This window comes from Acidithiobacillus sp. HP-11, from assembly GCF_015100075.1.
Classification (GTDB): domain Bacteria; phylum Pseudomonadota; class Gammaproteobacteria; order Acidithiobacillales; family Acidithiobacillaceae; genus Acidithiobacillus; species Acidithiobacillus thiooxidans.
In genome coordinates this window covers 58,428-77,838 of the sequence record NZ_JACKYY010000004.1, presented here as the reverse complement: position 1 = coordinate 77,838, position 19,411 = coordinate 58,428, and the positions used below count along the sequence as shown (strand labels likewise).

19 protein-coding genes and 1 pseudogene are annotated in these 19,411 nt (G+C 50.2%); 9 read left to right on the top strand and 11 right to left on the bottom strand.

Annotated features, from left to right (window positions below):
* Nucleotides 1–143 precede the first annotated feature (143 nt).
* Nucleotides 144–1,304: a glutamate 5-kinase gene (proB, locus tag H7F08_RS02410; RefSeq protein ID WP_024892656.1), complete on the top strand. Its 1,161-nt coding sequence runs from the start codon at nt 144–146 to the stop codon at nt 1,302–1,304.
* On the opposite strand, the gene H7F08_RS02405 is transcribed toward proB, so the two are convergent.
* Nucleotides 1,298–3,463: a mechanosensitive ion channel family protein gene (locus H7F08_RS02405; RefSeq protein WP_226831511.1), complete on the bottom strand. Its 2,166-nt coding sequence runs from the start codon at nt 3,461–3,463 to the stop codon at nt 1,298–1,300. The genes proB and H7F08_RS02405 overlap by 7 nt on opposite strands.
* A 578-nt stretch (nt 3,464–4,041) precedes the next feature.
* Here H7F08_RS02405 and H7F08_RS02400 point away from each other — a divergent pair.
* The gene (locus H7F08_RS02400) at nt 4,042–4,290 is read left to right on the top strand and encodes a hypothetical protein (protein WP_010640041.1); all 249 of its coding nucleotides are present in this window, start codon (nt 4,042–4,044) and stop codon (nt 4,288–4,290) included.
* Here H7F08_RS02400 and H7F08_RS02395 read toward each other — a convergent pair.
* Both H7F08_RS02395 and H7F08_RS02390 read right to left on the bottom strand, forming a co-directional pair.
* Nucleotides 4,287–5,123, bottom strand: coding sequence for a ferritin-like domain-containing protein (locus tag H7F08_RS02395; RefSeq protein WP_024892658.1), 837 nt, complete (start codon nt 5,121–5,123; stop codon nt 4,287–4,289). The two genes, H7F08_RS02400 and H7F08_RS02395, sit on opposite strands and share 4 nt — an antisense overlap.
* A 37-nt stretch (nt 5,124–5,160) precedes the next feature.
* Nucleotides 5,161–5,877 carry a 7-cyano-7-deazaguanine synthase gene (locus H7F08_RS02390; protein WP_051488018.1) on the bottom strand — a complete coding sequence of 239 codons (717 nt, stop codon included), beginning with the start codon at nt 5,875–5,877 and terminating at the stop codon, nt 5,161–5,163.
* Here H7F08_RS02390 and H7F08_RS02385 point away from each other — a divergent pair.
* The 7 genes from H7F08_RS02385 (at nt 5,876) to rluB (ending at nt 12,174) form a co-directional block, all read left to right on the top strand.
* Nucleotides 5,876–6,502: an L-threonylcarbamoyladenylate synthase gene (locus H7F08_RS02385; RefSeq protein WP_024892660.1), complete on the top strand. Its 627-nt coding sequence runs from the start codon at nt 5,876–5,878 to the stop codon at nt 6,500–6,502. The two genes, H7F08_RS02390 and H7F08_RS02385, sit on opposite strands and share 2 nt — an antisense overlap.
* Nucleotides 6,503–6,588: 86 nt before the next feature.
* Complete coding sequence (locus H7F08_RS02380; protein WP_024892661.1) at nt 6,589–7,248, top strand: site-2 protease family protein; 660 nt, start codon at nt 6,589–6,591, stop codon at nt 7,246–7,248.
* Nucleotides 7,248–8,459 carry a tryptophan--tRNA ligase gene (locus H7F08_RS02375; RefSeq protein ID WP_010640321.1) on the top strand — a complete coding sequence of 404 codons (1,212 nt, stop codon included), beginning with the start codon at nt 7,248–7,250 and terminating at the stop codon, nt 8,457–8,459. Before H7F08_RS02380 ends, H7F08_RS02375 begins: the two co-directional genes overlap by 1 nt.
* On the top strand, nt 8,456–9,283 hold the full coding sequence (locus H7F08_RS02370; RefSeq protein WP_139112107.1) for a segregation and condensation protein A: 828 nt from the start codon (nt 8,456–8,458) through the stop codon (nt 9,281–9,283). Before H7F08_RS02375 ends, H7F08_RS02370 begins: the two co-directional genes overlap by 4 nt.
* Complete coding sequence (scpB, locus tag H7F08_RS02365; RefSeq protein WP_142088550.1) at nt 9,276–9,773, top strand: SMC-Scp complex subunit ScpB; 498 nt, start codon at nt 9,276–9,278, stop codon at nt 9,771–9,773. The genes H7F08_RS02370 and scpB overlap by 8 nt, the downstream gene beginning before the upstream one ends.
* A 150-nt stretch (nt 9,774–9,923) precedes the next feature.
* Nucleotides 9,924–11,231 (top strand): sulfide:quinone oxidoreductase, encoded by a 1,308-nt coding sequence (locus H7F08_RS02360; RefSeq protein ID WP_031569823.1) that lies wholly within the window; start codon nt 9,924–9,926, stop codon nt 11,229–11,231.
* A gap of 91 nt (nt 11,232–11,322) precedes the next feature.
* Nucleotides 11,323–12,174 carry a 23S rRNA pseudouridine(2605) synthase RluB gene (gene rluB, locus H7F08_RS02355; protein ID WP_031569821.1) on the top strand — a complete coding sequence of 284 codons (852 nt, stop codon included), beginning with the start codon at nt 11,323–11,325 and terminating at the stop codon, nt 12,172–12,174.
* A 265-nt stretch (nt 12,175–12,439) separates the two neighbouring features.
* Here rluB and H7F08_RS02350 read toward each other — a convergent pair whose 3' ends face one another.
* From H7F08_RS02350 to H7F08_RS02320, 8 genes and pseudogenes are all read right to left on the bottom strand, one after another.
* Nucleotides 12,440–12,736 carry a hypothetical protein gene (locus H7F08_RS02350; protein ID WP_142088551.1) on the bottom strand — a complete coding sequence of 99 codons (297 nt, stop codon included), beginning with the start codon at nt 12,734–12,736 and terminating at the stop codon, nt 12,440–12,442.
* 19 nt (nt 12,737–12,755) lie between these two features.
* Entirely contained in the window at nt 12,756–14,099 is a 1,344-nt protein-coding gene (locus H7F08_RS15710) for a methyl-accepting chemotaxis protein (RefSeq protein WP_031569817.1), read from the bottom strand.
* A 25-nt stretch (nt 14,100–14,124) separates the two neighbouring features.
* Nucleotides 14,125–15,081 (bottom strand): chemotaxis protein, encoded by a 957-nt coding sequence (locus tag H7F08_RS02340; RefSeq protein WP_010640337.1) that lies wholly within the window; start codon nt 15,079–15,081, stop codon nt 14,125–14,127.
* Nucleotides 15,082–15,091: 10 nt separating this feature from the next.
* Nucleotides 15,092–15,445 carry a CZB domain-containing protein gene (locus H7F08_RS15810; RefSeq protein WP_226825910.1) on the bottom strand — a complete coding sequence of 118 codons (354 nt, stop codon included), beginning with the start codon at nt 15,443–15,445 and terminating at the stop codon, nt 15,092–15,094.
* A 72-nt stretch (nt 15,446–15,517) separates the two neighbouring features.
* Nucleotides 15,518–15,853: pseudogene (locus H7F08_RS15805) on the bottom strand (methyl-accepting chemotaxis protein); the annotation flags it as partial.
* A 109-nt stretch (nt 15,854–15,962) separates the two neighbouring features.
* Nucleotides 15,963–16,712, bottom strand: coding sequence for an MBL fold metallo-hydrolase (locus tag H7F08_RS02330; protein WP_075322607.1), 750 nt, complete (start codon nt 16,710–16,712; stop codon nt 15,963–15,965).
* Nucleotides 16,690–17,310 (bottom strand): hypothetical protein, encoded by a 621-nt coding sequence (locus H7F08_RS02325; protein WP_142088554.1) that lies wholly within the window; start codon nt 17,308–17,310, stop codon nt 16,690–16,692. The genes H7F08_RS02330 and H7F08_RS02325 overlap by 23 nt, the downstream gene beginning before the upstream one ends.
* Nucleotides 17,310–19,406 carry a chemotaxis protein CheA gene (locus H7F08_RS02320; RefSeq protein ID WP_193639752.1) on the bottom strand — a complete coding sequence of 699 codons (2,097 nt, stop codon included), beginning with the start codon at nt 19,404–19,406 and terminating at the stop codon, nt 17,310–17,312. Before H7F08_RS02320 ends, H7F08_RS02325 begins: the two co-directional genes overlap by 1 nt.
* Between the last annotated feature and the right edge of the window lie 5 nt (nt 19,407–19,411).

Sequence of the window (19,411 nt, the reverse complement as noted above, 5' to 3'; positions counted from 1 at the left end):
TTCATCCATATTGGACTGGATTATTAGTATAGTCGATTAAATAATGGATTAATTATGTGGATAGTTTGCAATTGCCATATTATGTTTATTTTTTTATAATAATATGTTATAATTAAAATATATTTGATGAAATTTAGGCGGACATGAGAAATAAATCACCGGATAAATCGCGGAATTTATTGCAAACGAAAGCACAACGTTGGGTTGTAAAAATAGGCAGCAGCCTTCTCACAGATGAGGGAAGAGGCCTCGATCGAAAGTCCATAGGCGGCTGGGTCCGACAAATTATTGCACTTCGCCGTTCCGGCATTGAAGTCATTCTGGTTTCATCAGGGTCAGTCAGTGCCGGAGTGCAACGTTTAGGTTGGTCGCAACGACCAGCGAATCTTAAGGAACGTCAGGCGGCCGCTAGTGTTGGTCAATCCGCTTTGATTCACACCTATGAAAAACTTCTTCGAGAGTGCGATGAACCCAATGAAATGCCCATTCATTGTGGTCAGGTTTTATTGACACACGATGATCTGCGCAGCCGACGCCGCTATCTGAATGCCCGTTCTGCCTTGTTGACCTTACTCGAAATGAATGTTTTGCCAATCATCAACGAAAATGACACAGTTTCTTACAATGCCATCAATCTTGGTGATAATGATACGCTTGCCGCTGTGGTCAGCAATTTGCTGGATGCGGATTTGCTGGTCATTCTGACGGATCAGGATGGGGTGTTTAATGCCGATCCGCGCAGCAATCCGGACGCGCAGCTACTTACAGAAGTTAATGCTGGTGCCGCCATGCTGGAACGGATTGCCGGTAGTGGCGGTTCGGGTGTCGGCACCGGTGGTATGCTCGCCAAGGTGCGTGCAGCAACTCGTGCTGCCCGTTCCGGCACATCCACCATTATTGCCAATGGTCGCTGCGACAATGTCTTACTGCGCATTCGCGATGGCGAAGCTCTGGGTACTTTCATTCATGCCCGACTTCCCAAGCTGGATGCGCGTAAACGCTGGCTGGCCGGACATTTGCGGGCAAGAGGAACGCTGCACCTGGATGCTGGCGCGGTCCACGCGTTAAAGCAGGATGGCGGGAGTTTGTTACCGGTTGGGGTAACGGCTCTGGAAGGTAATTTTCATCGCGGTGATCTGGTGCTCTGCAAGGATCCCGATGGTAATGTGTTTGCCCGAGGCCTGGTCAATTGGGACGCTAACGTGGTGCAACGCTGTCTGGGTAAAAAAAGTCCGGAAATTGCAGATGACCCCGATGTGGCAGAAGGGGTCATGATTCATCGCGATAATTTATTAATTCACTGATTGCCTGGTTCTAGTGGATCATGAATGGTCCCGGTAGCCTTATCTACAGGAAGAATTTGACTGGGGATAAAGTGCACATCCTGTTGCTGGTGGGCCAGACGAATATTGTGACGTAACAAACTCTCCACGACCGATGCCCGCAAATCGGTTTGGACGTTAAAACTTTTATTGCAGTCATCAAGATAAACACGCAAGTAAAACTGCAAGGCATTTTCACTGACATCCAGCAACAAGGCAGTCGGAGGAATTCCACGCGGGTCATCCTGCAGAACATCCGGATGATTTTGTCCTTCCTTGACCAATAATTCTTTGACCAGTTTAATATCCGCGCTATGGGCAACATTAAATGGAATCATCAGGCGCAGCACACTGTTGGTATACATCCAGTTGGTCACCTGACCAGAAATGAGCTCGGAGTTGGGTACAAAGACTTCGGTACGATCAAAAGTCAGGATCAGTGTGTAACGAATACTCATTTTTTCTACATAACCCTGAGTGCTGCCGACCTGAATCCAGTCACCCACCCGAATCGGTCGTTCGAGTAACAGAATCAACCCAGAGACAAAATTATTGACAATATTTTGCAATCCAAAACCAATGCCCACTGACAGTGCGCCCGCAATAATGGCGAGATTATGGAGGGCTACACCGGCTGTTGAAAGGGCAATAAGTATGGCAATAATAAAACCTGTATAACGTACAATAGACAGAATTGAATGACGTGCACCGCTTTCCATATGACCAATAATACGGGAATTATCAGAAAGATAGCGTTGCACAAATGTATTGATATTAATCAGCAGGATCAATAGTCCAATGGCAATAATCCAGCGGAAAGGTTGAAGATGAAAGGTTCCAACGGTAAACCCGGTAATGAAATACTTCCATATTAATGAGAAGCCGGTATGGGTGAGCCCCCAGGCGTAAAGAATGAAGGCGCCAATTCCCAACCAGACGGCAATATGACTCAGCGCACTGAACCAGCCAAGCCAAGGTAGTGCTTGATCATCCTTGAGTCCCAGACGTAGCTTCAGCACATGTTGCCAGCGACCATCTTTACGCGCAGTGTAATTCCAGAAATCACTGAGCCCCCAGGAAATAAACAGGCCAATACCCAGTGCTAACAAGGACATCAGCAGGCCAAAAAACAGATAGTTGGTTAGATTGCGATAACCCAGTAATGTAAATACAGCTGTTGCCAGCAGCGCAATCAGTATAATAATCCGCAAAAAAGGGTAAGCTTTAAAGGGCCTTTTACCTCCGGCTTCCATGACCAGTCGGATTACCGCGCTGATCACCAAAAGATGATAAATCGACCATAATAAAGCCTGTTGTTGCCTGTTCAGGAAATCCTGTGGAGCGATAATAATCCAGCTCACCGCAAAGGCGGCCAAAAAAGCAATAAAACGCAGGGTACGCAATGTGGAACGTAAGGTTTCCGGACCCCAGGCGAAATGATGAAAAACGACTCCACTGGGACGTAATGCCCAAGTGACCAGAATCGCCAGCAAGGCATAGCCTCCCCAGGTTATCAGCACAATATCTACAAATGGAGAAAGGACCCCTGTAAAGTGCGCTGCTAGTGCCGTTGCGGAAACGCCGGCAACAATGGGTAAGTAGTGATAGAGACTTTTTTGCGCTGCCGATAGTTGCGTTCCAAGCTTTGTGCTCTCGGGAAGTGATTTACGTACAATCAGCAGTAATAAAAAAACAAATAGACCAATGGCTATGGATACCTGAAGGTTTTTCTGGGCAAAAATGAAGCGATGATTGCGATGAAACCAGTAGTTTCTCTCCTGCGTCCAGGTACTTGAGCTTACAGCCCAAAAAGTATTAATCTGTGCCCATATATTTTGATCCTTACGTAATAGTATTTGCGCATGCAGATTGTCACGCTTTTTCTCAATTTCTTGTTCCAAGTCAGTGCTGGCTACCGCAATAATTTTGCAGGTAGCAATTTCTCCCTGCAGATCTTTTTGTCGAGTAAGTAGTTTTGTTCTTAATGCCGTCAGATTTTCTGGTTCACCGGTGACCGCAGGCCCGAGAATTCCCAAGCCACTATCAGTCTGTTTAAGCTGATTATTCTTGTCGCTGATGCACTTCTGTGCATGGTCTTTGATGATGCTGGTGCTTTTATGCCAATTAAGAAGCTGCTGCATATCAACTGGTTGTTCTAATTGTGTATGTATTTCCTGCAGAATTTTGCTGTCCTGATCAATTTTTGTGCTGGTAGATGCATCAGCAGAAAAAGAAAAAACCAATGTTATAAATATAAGAATATTAATGATAACAGTGTACATGGAATTATTTTTAAAGTGTGAGCCGTGCCGTATCGAAAAAGAAGATTTTCGTTCTGTCACAATAACTCCTATTTATGGCAGTAAGATAATATTCAAAAAACATCAGGATGAATAAATATAACATAATCTGGCATTAAAGACCTAATCCCTAGGCTGTAGCCAAATGACCGCAGTATGGTCAGATCATTAAAAACCGGTCTGTGAACGAAAAGGGGCGTCTGCTTGTCGGGGTATGGAGACAGGCTGGGCGAGTATGTAGGGCGTGCATGGCTAAGATAATCATTTTGTCAGAATTTGATCCTATTCATGAAGATGACGTAACTACCGGTAGAGAAAAGATTTTACTTCTGATCCGGCTAAAGGAATGAGAGTTTTTAATAACTGGCATGCAGTTTGCTTAAGCATACCATTCTCCCTGAATCGAAAAAGGACCTCTCATGAAAAAGTCACTCAGCAATATGGTTTTTGTTCTGCTGCTTGCCACGCCTTTTATGGCCTTGGGGAGCTTTGTGCATGCCGTCACCCCTTTACATAACCAACTGGCGCAAGGGTCTTTGCCTCACCCTATTGTTCACGGTGAATATCAGGCAGTACGCGTTATGGGTAAAACTGCCGCGCATCTTGAATCCGCTGGCTGGCTGCAGTTGCATCCGGACAAGTTAAAAGTTCGCACCTGGTCACTCTAACTGGCCAAGGCCTTTCGGGCACTGCGCTTCAACAGGGGCAGTGCCATTTTTTGTAAGGTGGGTGGTAGGGATACCGGTTTTAGCAACATTTTAATTGCCATTTCAAAGGGGTAGTGGCGGCTGACCCAGTCTCCCATCCGTTCCCGGAATGCCGCAAAGTCCTTACCTGAAAAAGTTTGCCCAGGATTTTTTACTTCAAAAGCATTTTTGATGGCTAAATAGCTATCTTCCTGATCGACTTCCGACACTCTTTTCCAGAGTTCCCGGCCAATTCGCCAGCGTGAATTTTTTTCCTGCTGCTGATAAGCCTGAAAGAATTTATAAAAGTATTTGTAGTGGTGGACTTCATCAGCACGAATGCGCCCAGCCAGTAAACGGAGAACCGGTTCCGGGCTGGCGGACTGAATCATGGTGTAAAAACTGGCGGTACCTGTCTCTACGACGCAGCGAGACGCCATTTCCAGCGCCTGGCTAGGACCCAGCAAATCTGTCTGGCAGTAGGGCATGTAAGCTTGCACAAAGCCTTTATAGGCGCGCTCCCAGTCGAAGTCTGGCCAGATCTGCAGGACATAGGCCTTCAGGGCCAATCCATGCTGAACTTCTTCCTGCTCCCATTCTCTGCTGAGCCATGCAGTAGCCGCAGCATTCTCCTGAAAGTATTCCACCAGATTGCGGGCATAGAGGTCAGAAAGCGTTTCCACAAAGGAGGCTCCTGCCAGCAGATAAAACCAGTCTGTCTGATCAACTATTCTGGTTTTTTCTATGCTTGCATAGGGTATATCTGCCAGAGTCCAAGTTGGATGCTTTCTCATAGTGGGGATGGCAACGGGCATGGATTGAGCCGTCTCCTTTGGGGTGGATGAAATCGGGTCAAGGATTATAGCCCAGATCCTGGTCATTGGCGCCAGCCTGTGCAAAAGCTTCCCGTCTTTTCTTGCACTGGGGACAAAAACCACAGTGTTTTTCGCGCCCCAGAAGGCAACTATAGGTTTTTTTCCAGGGAACGTGCAAACGATTCCCCTCAAGTATGATGCTAGCCTTACTGAGTTGAATCAGAGGCGTTTCCAGTTGCAAATTCAAAGTGCCAAGGGTGTTTGTGATGGCATTCTGAAAAGCGGGACGTGAGCAGGTATCTACCTGCGCATCATCAGCGCTGAGACCTATCACAATGCGTTGAATATTCAAATTGCTGGCAATCGTCGCAATGGCAGCAATAGCGAAAAAATTACGATGGGGCAGGGGGACATGGTACCGTTCAGCGCGCAATGCTCCAACGGCATTTCCAAAAGCGGACAGATCATAGCGTTGTGCTTGGACTTGCTGATTTTCACTCAGCCTTTGCACGGCTTCCCACTCCTGTTGGGCAGCGCGTTGCGCATAGTCCAGAAAAACCGGTTGGGGGCACTCAGTTTGGGCAAGCTGAAATAACAGCGTGCTGCTTTCTATGCCGCCGCTCATCAGCAGCAGGCAATTTGCGGTTTTGGGCCGGGCCACTTCCAGAGACATCGGGTCTGGCGACATTGGGTCGGGCTGGCGTATGATCGCTGCGGTTTCGGTATGAGTATTCATGGAGATTGAAGATAACATGAGTTCATGCGTCAGTGTGCATCCGGTCAATCCTCAATGGCGCCTGCTGGAGCCGGTACTGGATGTGTTACGGGCTGGCGGGTTAATTGTTTTCCCGACAGACACCTGTTATGCCTTGGGTTGCATGGTTGGCGCCCGCGCCGCCCAGGAACGATTGCGGCGTATCCGTCAACTGGATTTGCAGCATGATCTTTCCCTCCTGTTTCCGGGAATTGCCCAACTCGCAGAATATGCCAAGTTGGATGACCGCGCTTTTGCTTTGCTGCGTAAAGCCTTGCCTGGACCTTATACTTTTATTTTGCCAGCCACCAAAGACGTTCCTCGGCGTTTGGCGGACCCGAAAAAGCGGAGCATCGGGGTGCGTATTCCAGCTCATCCCATTTGTGAAATGCTCCTGGCAGAGTTGGGTGAACCCTTGATGAGTTCGACACTGCAATTGCCTGAAGCTGATATTCCGCTGATTGATCCAGAAGAAATTTGCACGCTGCTCGGTAACCAGGTGGATAAGGTGATCCTCGCCGAACAGGGGCGGGCCCAATGCTCGACCGTTATTGATTTGTTGCAGTGGCCCCCGCAATTGCTGCGCAAGGGGGCCGGAGACCCGGCTGCTCTGGGGTTGGAATAATTCTGGCCAACGGCTGTTACCGGGTCAACGGTTCCGCAAATGGGCTGCATTAGGTGCCGGTAGTTCCTGCTGATATACTAGTGACCATGTTTGATATCACACATTTTGTTCGTACCCTTGCGATCTGGGCGATTCCGGTGCTGTTTGCCATCACCGTGCATGAGGTCGCCCACGGCTGGGTGGCCTGGAAGCGAGGCGACCCCACGGCGATGCTCATGGGTCGTCTGACCCTGAATCCGGTGAAACATATTGATCCTTTTGGAACGATTATCCTGCCGGGTATCTTGTTGCTGTTTCATTCCCCCTTTTTATTTGGATATGCCAAACCAGTGCCGGTGAATTTTAGTGGCCTGAAAAAGCCGAAAACGGACATGGTCTGGGTAGCTATCGCCGGACCCGCAGCCAATCTGCTGATGGCCATTTTCTGGACAGCCATATTGTGGTTGGGTGGACACCTTCCCGGCACCCTGGCTTATGTCGCTACACCCATGCAGTTGATGGGCGAGGCGGGCATTATCATCAATGTCATCCTGATCATTTTCAACCTGATACCGATTCCGCCACTGGACGGCGGCCGGGTTGCCGTAGGCTTGTTGCCGGCTTCTGCCAGCATCGCCCTCAGCCGAGTTGAACCTTATGGGTTTATTATTCTCATTGTGCTGCTTTTTACCGGCATTTTGTGGAACGTACTGGGCCCATTGTTTTTATGGGTTTATCATTTTTTCCTGGCAGTAGGTGCTGGATAATGAAAGAAATTATTGTCTCTGGAATGCGTCCAACGGGGCGTTTGCATATTGGTCATTATCATGGCGTACTGAAAAACTGGGTACGCTTGCAGGATCAGGGCGAGTGCTATTTTTTTGTGGCAGACTGGCATGCGCTGACCACCCATTATGAAAGCGTTGAGGGCATCAGTACCGCCGTTTGGGATATGCTGGTTGAGTGGCTGGCGGTGGGAATTGATCCGGATAAAGCAGTTCTATTTATTCAGTCGCATGTTCCCCAACATGCCGAATTGGCCCTGCTGCTGGGGATGCTGACGCCTTTGTCGTGGCTGGAGCGCGTGCCGACTTTCAAGGACCAGCAGGAAAAACTGCGGGAACGGGATCTGGCGACCTTCGGTTTCCTCGGTTATCCGCTGCTGATGACGGCGGATATTCTGCTGTATGAGGCCCAACAGGTGCCCGTAGGGGCCGATCAGGTGGCACATCTGGAAATCAGCCGGGAGCTGGCTCGACGTTTCAACAGCTTTTATGGCCGTGATGCGGAAACCCGGCAGCAGATTGAAAGAGGGTTGCAGGCCATGGGCAAGCGTGCTGCCAAAACTTTTGCTCAGTTGCAACAGCGTTTTCAGCAAAATGGGGATTTGTTGGCCGTCACCGAAGCGGCTGAATTTCTCCGGCAGCAGGCAGGATTGAGTCCGCTGATGCAGGCGCAGTTATTGGCGCATCTGGAAGGGAAGGGCCGTGAAATTCTTCGCGAACCTCAGGCGTTACTGACTGCCGCTTCCAAATTGCCCGGCCTCGATGGCCAAAAAATGAGTAAATCCTATGGGAACACCATTCCCTTACAGGAAGACCCGGAACATATTCGCAAGAAAATTCGTACCATGCCTACTGATCCGGCGCGCGTCATGCGTACTGATCCGGGTACTCCGGAAAAATGTCCGGTATGGGGATTTCATCAGGTATATTCCAGTGAGGAGACGCGAAACTGGGTGCGACAAGGCTGTACCAGCGCCGGTATTGGTTGTCTCGATTGCAAACAGCCTGTGATTGAAGCAGTGCTCGTGGAGCTGGCACCGATTCGCGAACGCGCCGAATACTGGGCAGCGCGTCCGGAACAATTGCGGGAAATTGCCCATGCTGGTGCGCAACGTGCCCGTAACAGGGCCGGGCAGACTATGGAAAAAGTGCGCTCCGCCATGGGCTTGGCTCACGAACTGGGTATTGGTTGAGTGATATTCACGTGACGGTGGTGAATGCTGGCATGGGGCAGGCCGTACAGGTCAATGGTCAGCCCTTGGACAGCTTACCAGAGGGCTTGTTTATTCCTCCCGATGCCCTGGAGTTGCTTCTGGACAGCTTTTCCGGACCTCTTGAATTACTGCTTTGGCTGATTCGTCGTAACCGTATGGATATTCGCGATATTCCGGTGGCGGAAGTCACCCGTCAGTATTTGCAGTACCTCCAGGAAGCCCGGCGGCGGAATCTGGAGCTGGCAGCAGAATATCTGCTGATGGCCGCCTGGTTGGCGGAAATCAAGGCAAGAATGCTGCTTCCGGTACCACCCGCCTGTGAAGACGAAGAAATGGACCCTCGACTGGAGCTGGTGCGTCGTCTTGAGGCCTTGGCGCTGGTGCAAAGCCAGTCAGAAATCCTCCAATCCTTGCCGCAGTCAGGGCGCGATTTCTGGATGGCCAACCCGGTCTCCTATGATGACTTGCCTCCGTCTCTGCCTCTGATCGAACTGGGTGATATTGCTGCGGCCTGGTTGCGTATACAGCGGCGCCCCGAGCGACGTGATCAAACTGTCCATCATCTTTCCAACCCGGCCATGGGTTTGCGGCAGCGCATGGTGGAAGTGCTGCTTTGCTGTCGTCGGGATCAGCGTCCCTGGCAACTGCTTGAGTTGTTGCCTGAGTTAAGTCGGCAGGCCTTGGCTATATCCTTGTTGGCCATTCTGGAGTTATTGCGCCAGGAAGCCTTGCAACTGCATGATGATGGCGCCGGTGGCTGGCAGGTAAGTATCGCGGGTATGGAGGTTCCGCAGCATGCGTGAGGCCTTGCTGGCTTTGTTTTTGTCCAGTGCAGAACCACTGTCGCGGGAACAGCTCGCTGGCATTTTCGCCGACGACCCGGAATATGCGGGTTGGGAAGCGGCACTGGAGATTTTACTGGCCGCTGGTGAAGGCCCCATGCAGCTGATCGCCGTTGCAGGTGGATATCGTCTGCAGATTCATCATCGCCACCATGGGCTGTTAGCGCGCTTGCATGTAGAGGCTCCCCGCCCATTGAGCAAAGCGGTGCTGGAAACATTGGCGGTTATTGCCTATCAACAGCCTGTTACCCGTCCGGAAATTGAACACTGGCGGGGAGTATCGGTAGGTGCGAGTATCATGCAGCAGTTACAGGAGCTTGGCTGGATTGCTGTGGTAGGTCACCGCGAAAGCCCTGGTCGTCCGGCGCTTTGGGCAACTACTTCTGAATTTATGCAGCATTTTGCTTTGGCTTCCTTGGGAGATTTGCCCGTAGTAAGGACCGATAAATAGAAAGATTATTTTAATATTAGAAAAAACTTATTTGACGGCTTGATAATATGGTCGCATATTTTTGTGGAATTTGTTGATGGCGGTTAATAAAAAGAGGCCGGCATCCGCATTGGGTTAGATGTGGTCAATAATGTGACGAGGAGCAGACCAATGGCACATGTAGTGATTTTAGGGGCAGGTACAGGTGGCATGCCCGCAGCTTATGAAATGAAGGAAGCCTTGGGTTCCGGGCATGAAGTGACGCTCATCAGCGCCAATGATTATTTCCAGTTTGTACCATCAAATCCCTGGGTGGGCGTGGGCTGGACCAAACGGGATGACATTGCTTTCCCCATCAAACCTTATGTAGAACGCAAGGGCATTCATTTTATTCCCAAGGCAGCGGAAAAAATTGATGCTGAAGGCCAGGAAATTACCCTGGCTGACGGAAGTAAGGTGCGTTATGACTATCTGCTGATTACCACCGGACCCAAACTGGCTTTTGAAAATGTACCGGGCTCCGATCCGCACGAAGGCCCCATTCAGTCTATTTGTACGGTGGATCATGCGGAAAAAGCCTATCAGGACTATCAGGCGCTTCTGGCCGAACCCGGTCCCATTGTGATCGGTGCCATGGGCGGTGCCAGTTGTTTCGGGCCAGCTTACGAATATGCTATGGTTTTAGCTTCTGACCTTAAAAAGCGCGGCATGCGTGACAAAATCCCTTCCTTTACTTTTGTGACCAGTGAGCCCTATTTGGGTCACCTGGGTATTCAGGGCGTTGGTGATTCTACCGGAATCCTGAGCAAGGGGCTCAAGGAAGAAGGTATTGAAGCCTACACCAATTGTAAGGTCACCAAAGTAGAAGGTGGCAAAATGTTTGTCACCCAGGTCAATGACAAGGGTGAAGTAGCCAAGGAATTCACCTTGCCAGTCAAGTTCGGCATGATGATTCCTGCTTTCAAGGGGGTTCCTGCCGTAGCGGGTGTTGAAGGCTTGTGTAATCCGGGCGGCTTTGTGCTGGTAGACGAACACCAGCGCAGCAAAAAGTACGCCAACATTTTCGCTGCTGGCATTGCCATTGCGATTCCTCCGGTGGAAGCCACACCGGTGCCTACTGGGGCCCCGAAAACCGGCTACATGATCGAATCCATGGTTTCTGCTGCGGTGCACAATATCAAAGCGGACCTGGAAGGTCGTAAAGGTGAGCAGACCATGGGTACCTGGAATGCCGTCTGTTTTGCTGACATGGGTGATCGCGGCGCAGCTTTCGTAGCTCTGCCGCAGTTGCGTCCCCGCAAGGTTGACGTATTTGCCTATGGTCGCTGGGTGCATCTGGCCAAGGTGGCCTTTGAAAAATATTTCATTCGCAAGATGAAAATGGGTGTTTCCGAACCTTTCTATGAAAAAGTGCTGTTCAAGATGATGGGCATCACCCGCCTCAAGGAAGAAGTACCGCCACATCGTAAAGCTTCCTGAGCATCACCCGCAGCAAAACATCAGACCCCGCCTCGCGCGGGGTTTTTTATCCTGAAAACTACCATGAGGCATGCCCGGAGATTTTTGAACAATGGATGAAAAATTACAAAAAGTTTTGGCACGCTTTGGTCTGGGATCCAGAAGACTTATGGAACAATGGATTACTGCCGGTCGTATTCAGGTGAATGGTCAGGTCGCCAAACTGGGGGATCGGGTTACACCGCAGGACAAAATATCGGTAGATGGAGAAGCCTTGCGGATTCCTTCCTGGGTTCGCCCGCGACTGCGGGTGCTGCGTTACCACAAGCCAGCAGGGGAGCTGACTACCCGGAATGATCCCGATGGTCGTCCAACTGTTTTTGATCGCTTGCCCAAGTTGCGTGGCAGTCGTTGGGTGGCCGTTGGCCGTTTAGACTATAACACGGAAGGACTCCTCCTTCTCACCAATGATGGGGATCTGGCCAATGCCTTGATGCATCCCCGTGCGGGCATTGAAAGAGAATACGCGGTCCGCATATTGGGTGTTTTGAGTAACGAACAGCAAATCCAGCTTTTGAAAGGTGTGACGCTGGAAGATGGGGAAGCGCGATTTCTCAAAATTGAAGAGGCTGGTGGTGAGGGAGCCAATCACTGGTATCACGTCACTCTTGCTGAAGGTCGCAACCGGGAAGTGCGCCGTCTGTTTGAAGCCTTGGGTCTGGCAGTCAGCCGTTTGATTCGAGTGCGCTATGGCGTGGTGGAAATGCCGCGTTTACTCAAAAATGGTTATTTTGATGAATTACCCGATGAAGAACGAGATAATCTGCTGGCTAGCGTCAAATGGGTGAATCCGGCAAGGCCGATGACCGAGCATGGAGTGGCAGATTCTAAATCGCACAACTCAAACAGATCATCATCGGAGCGGCATCCAGGGGCATCTCGTTCATCGAGGTACAAATTTTGAACGAATGTATTATAATTGATTCATATGTAATATTTGTGTTACTTTGCTCGTGTAAGCATGCTGAGAGAGTGTTCATATGGAACTCACGACCCAATCCAGAAGCCCCGTTAACGAGGTGCGGACTTATTTATTGGTACCGGAAAACAAGATTCAAGAAGTTACGCGGGCACAGTGTCTTGATCCGGAGAAGGATGATGCGAATATTTCATGGATGACAACAGTTTTGTTTATTATTCTTTCAGAGGTCATAGGTTTTTTTGTCAAACTATTTCGTTGAAGCTTGATAATATTCACCGATAATTTCCCAAGCAGCAAAAATTATCCGAGTGATGATATGTGCTGCGAACCATATAACAAAAAAACGTAATACATCCATTATTATAGGTATCCAGAAAGGGAACTCCCCACCGAATCCCAAGGGCTGGGGTAGCAATCCCCATTCAGCAGCAATAATGGCCAATAACCAGGTGATCGCCCAACTTTTTACGCTGGCAGTAGGGCTACTGCGGCGCTTGGGCTTGAATTTCTGATCAACTATTGGTTCTTTCTTGTCCTTTGCCATGATATCTCGTAGTTATTTTTTAGTGACCCATGACATGGTCGCGCAGTTTATCCAGTTGTTGTTGCACCATGGTGCTGAGACTTTTCAGCTGATCGGCACCAGTATGAACGGCGGCATTATCTCCTTTTTTTAAGGCATTAATAATGGCGATTCCCAACTTATGTACTTGCGGATGAACCTGCTGTACAGCAATAAAGGCTTCGGATTGAGCGATGGGAGTTTCCAGCATGCTGTCCATCCATTGCCCTAAACGGCACTGGTGGTGGTCCTTAATGTTGTTGATATCAATTTGGCTGGCTTTATCAGTAATCGCTTCCAGAATTCGGCTGACCCATAAAACATGGTCTGCCTTAACCACGGTCAGTCGAGTGGCCAGTGCCGGATCACCCTGCATGGCCGCTTCACTGGCGTGCGCCAGTTCATCACGAACATGGTCGAGACACTGGCGGATAGCCTGGAATTGCTGAGCAAATTGTCCCATGGACTGCTGCAATGCATTCATGTGTGTACCCATGCTTTCTGCGGCGACAACTTCCCGGGCACTCCCACTGACAATGTTTTCAATGTTTCCACGGGTTTTTTGTGCAGACTGGTTGGCCATACCCAGGACCTCAGCAACGGTTTCGAGAGCATCTCCGCCACGACGCAAATGTTCCACACTGGCGCTGACGCCCGTTTCAACTTGTATGGCTCCTTTGTTTATGGTGGTTGCAGAACTACGTATATCAGCAGCAGCACGAGCAGAACTTTGCGCCAGTTTTTTGACTTCATCGGCAACTACCGCAAAACCGCGCCCATGTTCCCCGGCGCGTGCAGCCTCAATAGCCGCATTGAGAGCCAGCAGGTTGGTTTGCTTGGCAATTTCCTGCACTTTGCCTGCCAATGTGGTAATAGTACGGGTTTGCTGCAGAAAAGCCTGTACAGTTTCCCCCATGGATGTGACGGTTTGCTCGACGAGATCCATTTCGCCAATTAACACGGAAAGCCGTTCGTTTCCCATCTGCACATCATGTAAGGTCGCTTCGGCCAGCGACTGGTTGGAGCCAATACTGTCAGCCGTGCTGCGCACCGCTTTTATGACCGCATCGGCCTGATCATACAGGGATTGGCTATCCAGCTGTGCAGTACGTAAATCCTGCTCTAAGTCCATACCCAGCAAGTGACTTTCAGCAGTTTGCTCCAGGGCTGTAACTTGATGATCCAGAACTTTACAGCTTTGCCAAAGACGTGCTTTTTGCCAATCACAAATCGGCGTAATGGTTTTTCCGAGTTCAGGATCATCTCGAATTAACTGTGCCGTTTCTGCGTCACCATCCAGGCAGGCAGAAAACAGGGAAAGCAGAGTATGGTTTTCAGTGGACATGGCGTAGCCTCGTCATGGTGAGATTTTAGTGAGAATGAATAACGCTCGTAATAGCGCGAGCCAGATCATCCGGTAAAAATTTTGCTACGTAGCCATCCGCGTTGACACTGCGCGCATGGGCTTCATTGGCGGTACCAGATAGCGATGAGTGAATGACGACCGGTACATCGCGGAGGGCTTCATTTTCTTTAATATGACGGGTCAATGTAAATCCATCCATTTCGGGCATTTCAAGATCGGTCAAAACCAGTGCGACCTTGTCACGAAGTGGGGTGCCTGACGCTTTGGCATCTTGCGCGAGCTGTTTTAAACGTTCAAGTGCTTCCTTGCCGGTTTTGGTTCCTATAAAAGCCAAGCCCAAACTTTTCAGGGTTTTTTCGATCTGATTGCGCGCGACACCAGAATCATCGGCATAAAGAATGACGGCACCTTTGGGAATTTCTATGGCATGTTGTTGTACGAGTTCATCTCCGGCTTTGAAACGCGAAGGTAATACCTGACGAAGAATGTGTTCCACATCCAGCACCAGAGCCAGGCGTGCGGTTTCTTCGTCCTCATCAAGCCGTGCCAGACTGGTGACCAGGCCGCCTACTGAGGCACCCTCCGCAGAAAGTACGCGACTCCACTCCAGTCGGACAATTTCTTCGACATCTTCAACGGCAAATCCTTGCACAGAACGCTCATATTCTGTAACCAGCAGAATATTTAATCCGTCTGTTTTGCAGCCGACCACCTCTGGTAAATTAATCACGGGAATGATTTGTCCACGTATGTTGGCGACGCCCATCACATGCTCAGGCGCACCGGGCATGGGCGTGATTTTGGGCATGACCAGTGCTTCACGGACCTTGAACACATTGATCCCAAAAAGTTCGCGGCTATTGATTTTGGGATCCGTGCCGAGACGGAATACCAGCAGCTCAAACTTGTTGGTGCCCGCAAGCTGGGCGCGTTCATCAACTTCCCGCAGTAACTGATTCATGATCCAATCCTCAATAGGTTTTTTGAATGATCGCGCTTAGCGCGTCCATATGCTGGAAAATATTATCCCGACTATCCAGGACCTGCCGCAGTAATTTGCCAGTACTTTCCTGATCACCGGCTTGATGTGCAGCCAGTAGTTCCCGCGCGCGTTGATGGAATTGCCGATGCGGCTCGGCCAGGGCGACAAATTCAGCTTCATTGCCCAGAAGCTGCCTCCCTGTTCCTTCATACCATGAGCCCAGAGCACACTGATGTTGGTCCTGCAGATCATCCGGACTCATTGGTGACCCATTATCACTCACGGCATTTTGCAGGCGGTGAACCAATGCTTCATGACTTTGACGGGCGGCATCCAGGGTCATGGATACCGCTAGCGTGCGTAAATTTTTTATTTCTTTTTGCAGATTGCGCGTCACATCCATGGATTGCTGCGCCTGTTGCTGATTGTTCTGTGCGGCACTATCAATATTTTTTGCCGTTAAATTGACGGCTGTTATATTGTTTTGCACTTCGTCTGTGGCATCCTGGACACGTTTGGATAAATTCCGGACTTCATCAGCTACTACGGCAAAACCTCGACCATGTTCTCCGGCACGAGCGGCCTCAATGGCGGCATTTAATGCAAGCAGGTTGGTTTGATAAGCAATTTCGCGGATAGTCTGGGCGATGCGGCTGATTGCAACTACCTGATTCATGAGGGACTGCGAGGCTTGATGGTTATCATCAATAGCTTTTGTAAGTAACGTCAGATTTTTGTTGACTGTTTCCATAGCCGAAGCAGCTTCAGCGGATGTATGGGTGAGTATACGCGCATTTTGGGTCGCATTTCTGGAGCTACTTTCCGAAAATTCATCCATAGTACTCTATTCCCTTTAATGGTTAATTGATCCCGGTACCGACATTGATTTTGTCGAACCAGTCCAGAAAGCGCTTAACATTATCGCCACTATAAATAGCCCCATGCTGTGGGCAGAGATGTTGTATATCTAATTGACTCACCCGCTCTATCCAGTTTTTCTTGGCGGCATTGGAAGGCATCCAGCGTTCATGAAAATATTTGGCTTTTTTGATATGTTCTTCAAAAGCGCGCCCGGTTTTATCGCGTCGGTCTACCCATGCGTCATGACCGGGGGGTAATAATGCGGCACCCACATCACCGGAAAACAAAATTTTTGCCTCTGGATCATAAACATGAAAATTAGCTGAAGAATGCAGGTAGTGAGCCGGTATAAACTCCAGGCGCCGCCCTCCAATCATCACATCTCCGCCCTCATCAGGAATGTTTTGCAGTGGGGCATTGAGCGCACCATAATGACGTATAAAACCTTCCCATAGCTTGGGAACGTGCCATTCCATTTTATCGTTACAGGCATGCCATAGCGGCAAGCTGGAAGCAATATCGGGGTCCTGATGTGAAACAAAGGCTGCTTTCAGGCTGGAAGGCGGAATGACTTCCACCATGGCTGCAAAGACCTGGGGAAAAATCTCAAATCCGCCTGGATCCAGAATGATGCTTTGTCCGTTCGATTCGATGACGTAAACATTGGAATCAATGACCCGATGTTCGTCCTGATCGTAAATGATCCACCAGCGATGGCTGCCTGCTTCAAAGACGGGTGCTGCTTTCATGTTCCAGACTCTCCAATTGATGGCGATAGCTGCGAATCGCCTGCGCGACGGTGCGGACGGCTTCGCCCATGTCTCTGGAAACCCGCATCAGCGGGGCTCCGGTTTTTTCTGCAAGTGCCGCTTCGATCCGGCCGTTGGTGACTACGTATTCTTGTTCTTCAATACCTTCTTGAAGTTGTTGAACGGTTTCCAGAAGATGGTCCAAAACTTTGACAGCTTCGACTTCTTCCTGCTGAATAATTTTTTGCCAGGTGTTCTGGGTGCTGATCAGGTTGGGACAAGCCTTGCCATGGAGCGGGCTGTCACTCAGCATTTCCTGGAATGATTGAGCAAAGCGCTGATGCTGCAAAATGCGCATATAGGCTTCAATGAGTGGCGCGATACTTTCCTGAAGATGGGAGGCTGATGTCTTTAAAATGGCTGCTCTTTCCCGGAATGCCTGGGCTACCACGCCATAACCGGCCAAGGCGTTACCATGACGCTTGACCAGCACCATGGCATTAAGTGCGCGCCGGTCAATTTCACGCAATGCCTTTTCGATACTTTGCCGTGCTGCAAAGGACGCGTCTACGACCCTCATGATGTGCTGAATATCCATCAGGCAGCTCCCTTACAGGAAACATTGATAATGGTCGAATCTCCACCATGATCAATAACATGGTTAGCCAGGGCGCCGGCATCGAGAATCAGCACGACATTACCTTTTCCGGAAATGGTAGCGCCCTGGTACCAGTTTTGTTCAGCCAGGAAATCAATGGGTTTGACCACAGAGTCCTCGTTTCCAAGCACTTCAGAAACCATAATCAAACCCCGCTCTGTCAATATCCCCTCTATCGGTTCTGATCCTAAACGGAGGGGGCGATCATGAAGAAGTCTGCCGAGATCGACCATGGGGATGACTTCAGTACCGTCTACCCGATAGACACTGCGACCACTCATGCGATGAATCCGGCTTTCCTGGATGTCCAGCAGACTTTCGATACTGGATACCGGGAGAGCGTAGATTTCCCGCCGCAAACGCAGATAAAGCACGGGTAGTACCGCCATGGTCAAAGGAAACTCCATGGAAATACTTGTGCCTAAACCCGGTTTGGTCTGAATATCCAGGCGCCCACGCAGCTTGCGAACAGTTTCCTTGACCACATCCATGCCGACACCCCGTCCGGAAATGTCGGTAACCTGATCATTGGTAGAAAATCCGGGGCGGAAAATCAGTTCAACCGCTTCCTGTTCCGAGAGGCGCGCCGCCTGCTCTGCAGTGATGACTCCTTTATCCACGGCTTTCCGGGTAACAAACTGACTGTCAATACCGCGCCCGTCATCGGAAACTTCAATACGCACCTTATCGCCCAAATGAATAGCAGCAACTCTGATTTTGGCACTGCGCGCCTTCCCTGCGGCCTGGCGATCTGCAGGTAACTCAACGCCATGGTCGAGACTGTTACGGAGCAAATGGGTCATAGGACCAGATAGTGCATCGACCACAGCTTTGTCGATTTCAACGTCTTCGCCCACAATTTCGAGCGCAACTTCTTTGCCGAGTTGCCGGGAAGCGTCCCGGACTACTCTGGGCAACTGCTGAAACAGACGCTTGCAGGGTTGCATACGCAGACGCATGACGGTGCTTTGAATGTCGTTGACGGTGATGTCCACTTCGCGGGCGATGCGCAGCATGTCTTCATTTTCTTCGCCCAGGCTGCCGATGGCAGAACTCAGTCGGTTACGGAGCAAAACCAGTTCACCCACCTGATTCATTACGGCGTCCAGACGGGCGGCATCGACGCGCAATGTAGTATCGGCTGCTTCTTGCGCAGCGGCGGCGCTGCGTGCGGGGGGGGCTGCTTTGCTTGCATTGTTTGCTTCCGAGGATGGATTGGTCGTTGTGCTGACTGATTGTGTTGGCGGAGCAATCTCGGCAGTGGCTTTTTCTGACTCTATCGAACTTGCAGAAACGGTTGCGGTAAGGGCGGGGTGTTCATATCCTGGAGCTTGCTGGCCGTACAGTTGATCCAGCACCTGCTCAAACTCTTCCGGCGAAATTTCGTCACTGTTCAATTGGCCGGAATCGGACGCACTGGTAACCCCTGGGGCCTTGTTTCCATAAAGAGCGTCCAGAGTGGCCTCAAATTCTGCGTCGGTAATTTCATCCGCTGCAGTCTCGCTGGAAGATGCGGATTCCGTGCGTTCCAGGAACAGTCCAGATTCACCAGCAGCTGTGGGTCGCTGGCTGACCAATAGCGTGGCTTCCGGAGGAAAGGGGTTGGAAGGTGTAGCGTCACTTTCGATCGGTCCATTTACAGAAACTTGCTCTGCGCGTTTTCCTGCTGCCAGTTCCTGAATAAGCTGGCCGAGTTCTTCTGGTCCTGGCCCGGGATATTCTCCACAGGCAAGCTGTTGCAGCATATCATCAATCACGTCAAGGCCGCGTAGGATGGCATCAATCATCGCTCCATTAACGACCAGGGTATGGGAACGCAGCTTGTCCAACAGATCTTCCAGATGATGGGTCCAACTGACGAGGTGCTCGGCTTCGAGAAATCCGGCACCCCCTTTGAGGGTATGAAAAGCCCGGAAGACGGAGGCGAGCACCTCATCATTGTTCGGATCGGATTCCAGACGCAGGGTGTCGTCCTGAGCTTTTTCGAGGAGTTCCCGAGCTTCCGGCAAGTAATCCTGCAGAATTTCCATATCCATGCTTT

What these genes read in the sequence shown, in the direction of transcription:
- proB (WP_024892656.1), top strand. Translation starts at nt 144, where the DNA reads ATGAGAAATAAATCACCGGATAAATCGCGGAATTTATTGCAAACGAAA.
- H7F08_RS02405 (WP_226831511.1), bottom strand. Translation starts at nt 3,463, where the DNA reads ATGCAGCAGCTTCTTAATTGGCATAAAAGCACCAGCATCATCAAAGAC.
- H7F08_RS02400 (WP_010640041.1), top strand. Translation starts at nt 4,042, where the DNA reads ATGAAAAAGTCACTCAGCAATATGGTTTTTGTTCTGCTGCTTGCCACG.
- H7F08_RS02395 (WP_024892658.1), bottom strand. Translation starts at nt 5,123, where the DNA reads ATGCCCGTTGCCATCCCCACTATGAGAAAGCATCCAACTTGGACTCTG.
- H7F08_RS02385 (WP_024892660.1), top strand. Translation starts at nt 5,876, where the DNA reads ATGAGTTCATGCGTCAGTGTGCATCCGGTCAATCCTCAATGGCGCCTG.
- H7F08_RS02390 (WP_051488018.1), bottom strand. Translation starts at nt 5,877, where the DNA reads ATGTTATCTTCAATCTCCATGAATACTCATACCGAAACCGCAGCGATC.
- H7F08_RS02380 (WP_024892661.1), top strand. Translation starts at nt 6,589, where the DNA reads ATGTTTGATATCACACATTTTGTTCGTACCCTTGCGATCTGGGCGATT.
- H7F08_RS02375 (WP_010640321.1), top strand. Translation starts at nt 7,248, where the DNA reads ATGAAAGAAATTATTGTCTCTGGAATGCGTCCAACGGGGCGTTTGCAT.
- scpB (WP_142088550.1), top strand. Translation starts at nt 9,276, where the DNA reads ATGCGTGAGGCCTTGCTGGCTTTGTTTTTGTCCAGTGCAGAACCACTG.
- H7F08_RS02360 (WP_031569823.1), top strand. Translation starts at nt 9,924, where the DNA reads ATGGCACATGTAGTGATTTTAGGGGCAGGTACAGGTGGCATGCCCGCA.
- rluB (WP_031569821.1), top strand. Translation starts at nt 11,323, where the DNA reads ATGGATGAAAAATTACAAAAAGTTTTGGCACGCTTTGGTCTGGGATCC.
- H7F08_RS02350 (WP_142088551.1), bottom strand. Translation starts at nt 12,736, where the DNA reads ATGGCAAAGGACAAGAAAGAACCAATAGTTGATCAGAAATTCAAGCCC.
- H7F08_RS15710 (WP_031569817.1), bottom strand. Translation starts at nt 14,099, where the DNA reads ATGTCCACTGAAAACCATACTCTGCTTTCCCTGTTTTCTGCCTGCCTG.
- H7F08_RS02340 (WP_010640337.1), bottom strand. Translation starts at nt 15,081, where the DNA reads ATGAATCAGTTACTGCGGGAAGTTGATGAACGCGCCCAGCTTGCGGGC.
- H7F08_RS15810 (WP_226825910.1), bottom strand. Translation starts at nt 15,445, where the DNA reads ATGACCCTGGATGCCGCCCGTCAAAGTCATGAAGCATTGGTTCACCGC.
- H7F08_RS02330 (WP_075322607.1), bottom strand. Translation starts at nt 16,712, where the DNA reads ATGAAAGCAGCACCCGTCTTTGAAGCAGGCAGCCATCGCTGGTGGATC.
- H7F08_RS02325 (WP_142088554.1), bottom strand. Translation starts at nt 17,310, where the DNA reads ATGGATATTCAGCACATCATGAGGGTCGTAGACGCGTCCTTTGCAGCA.
- H7F08_RS02320 (WP_193639752.1), bottom strand. Translation starts at nt 19,406, where the DNA reads ATGGATATGGAAATTCTGCAGGATTACTTGCCGGAAGCTCGGGAACTC.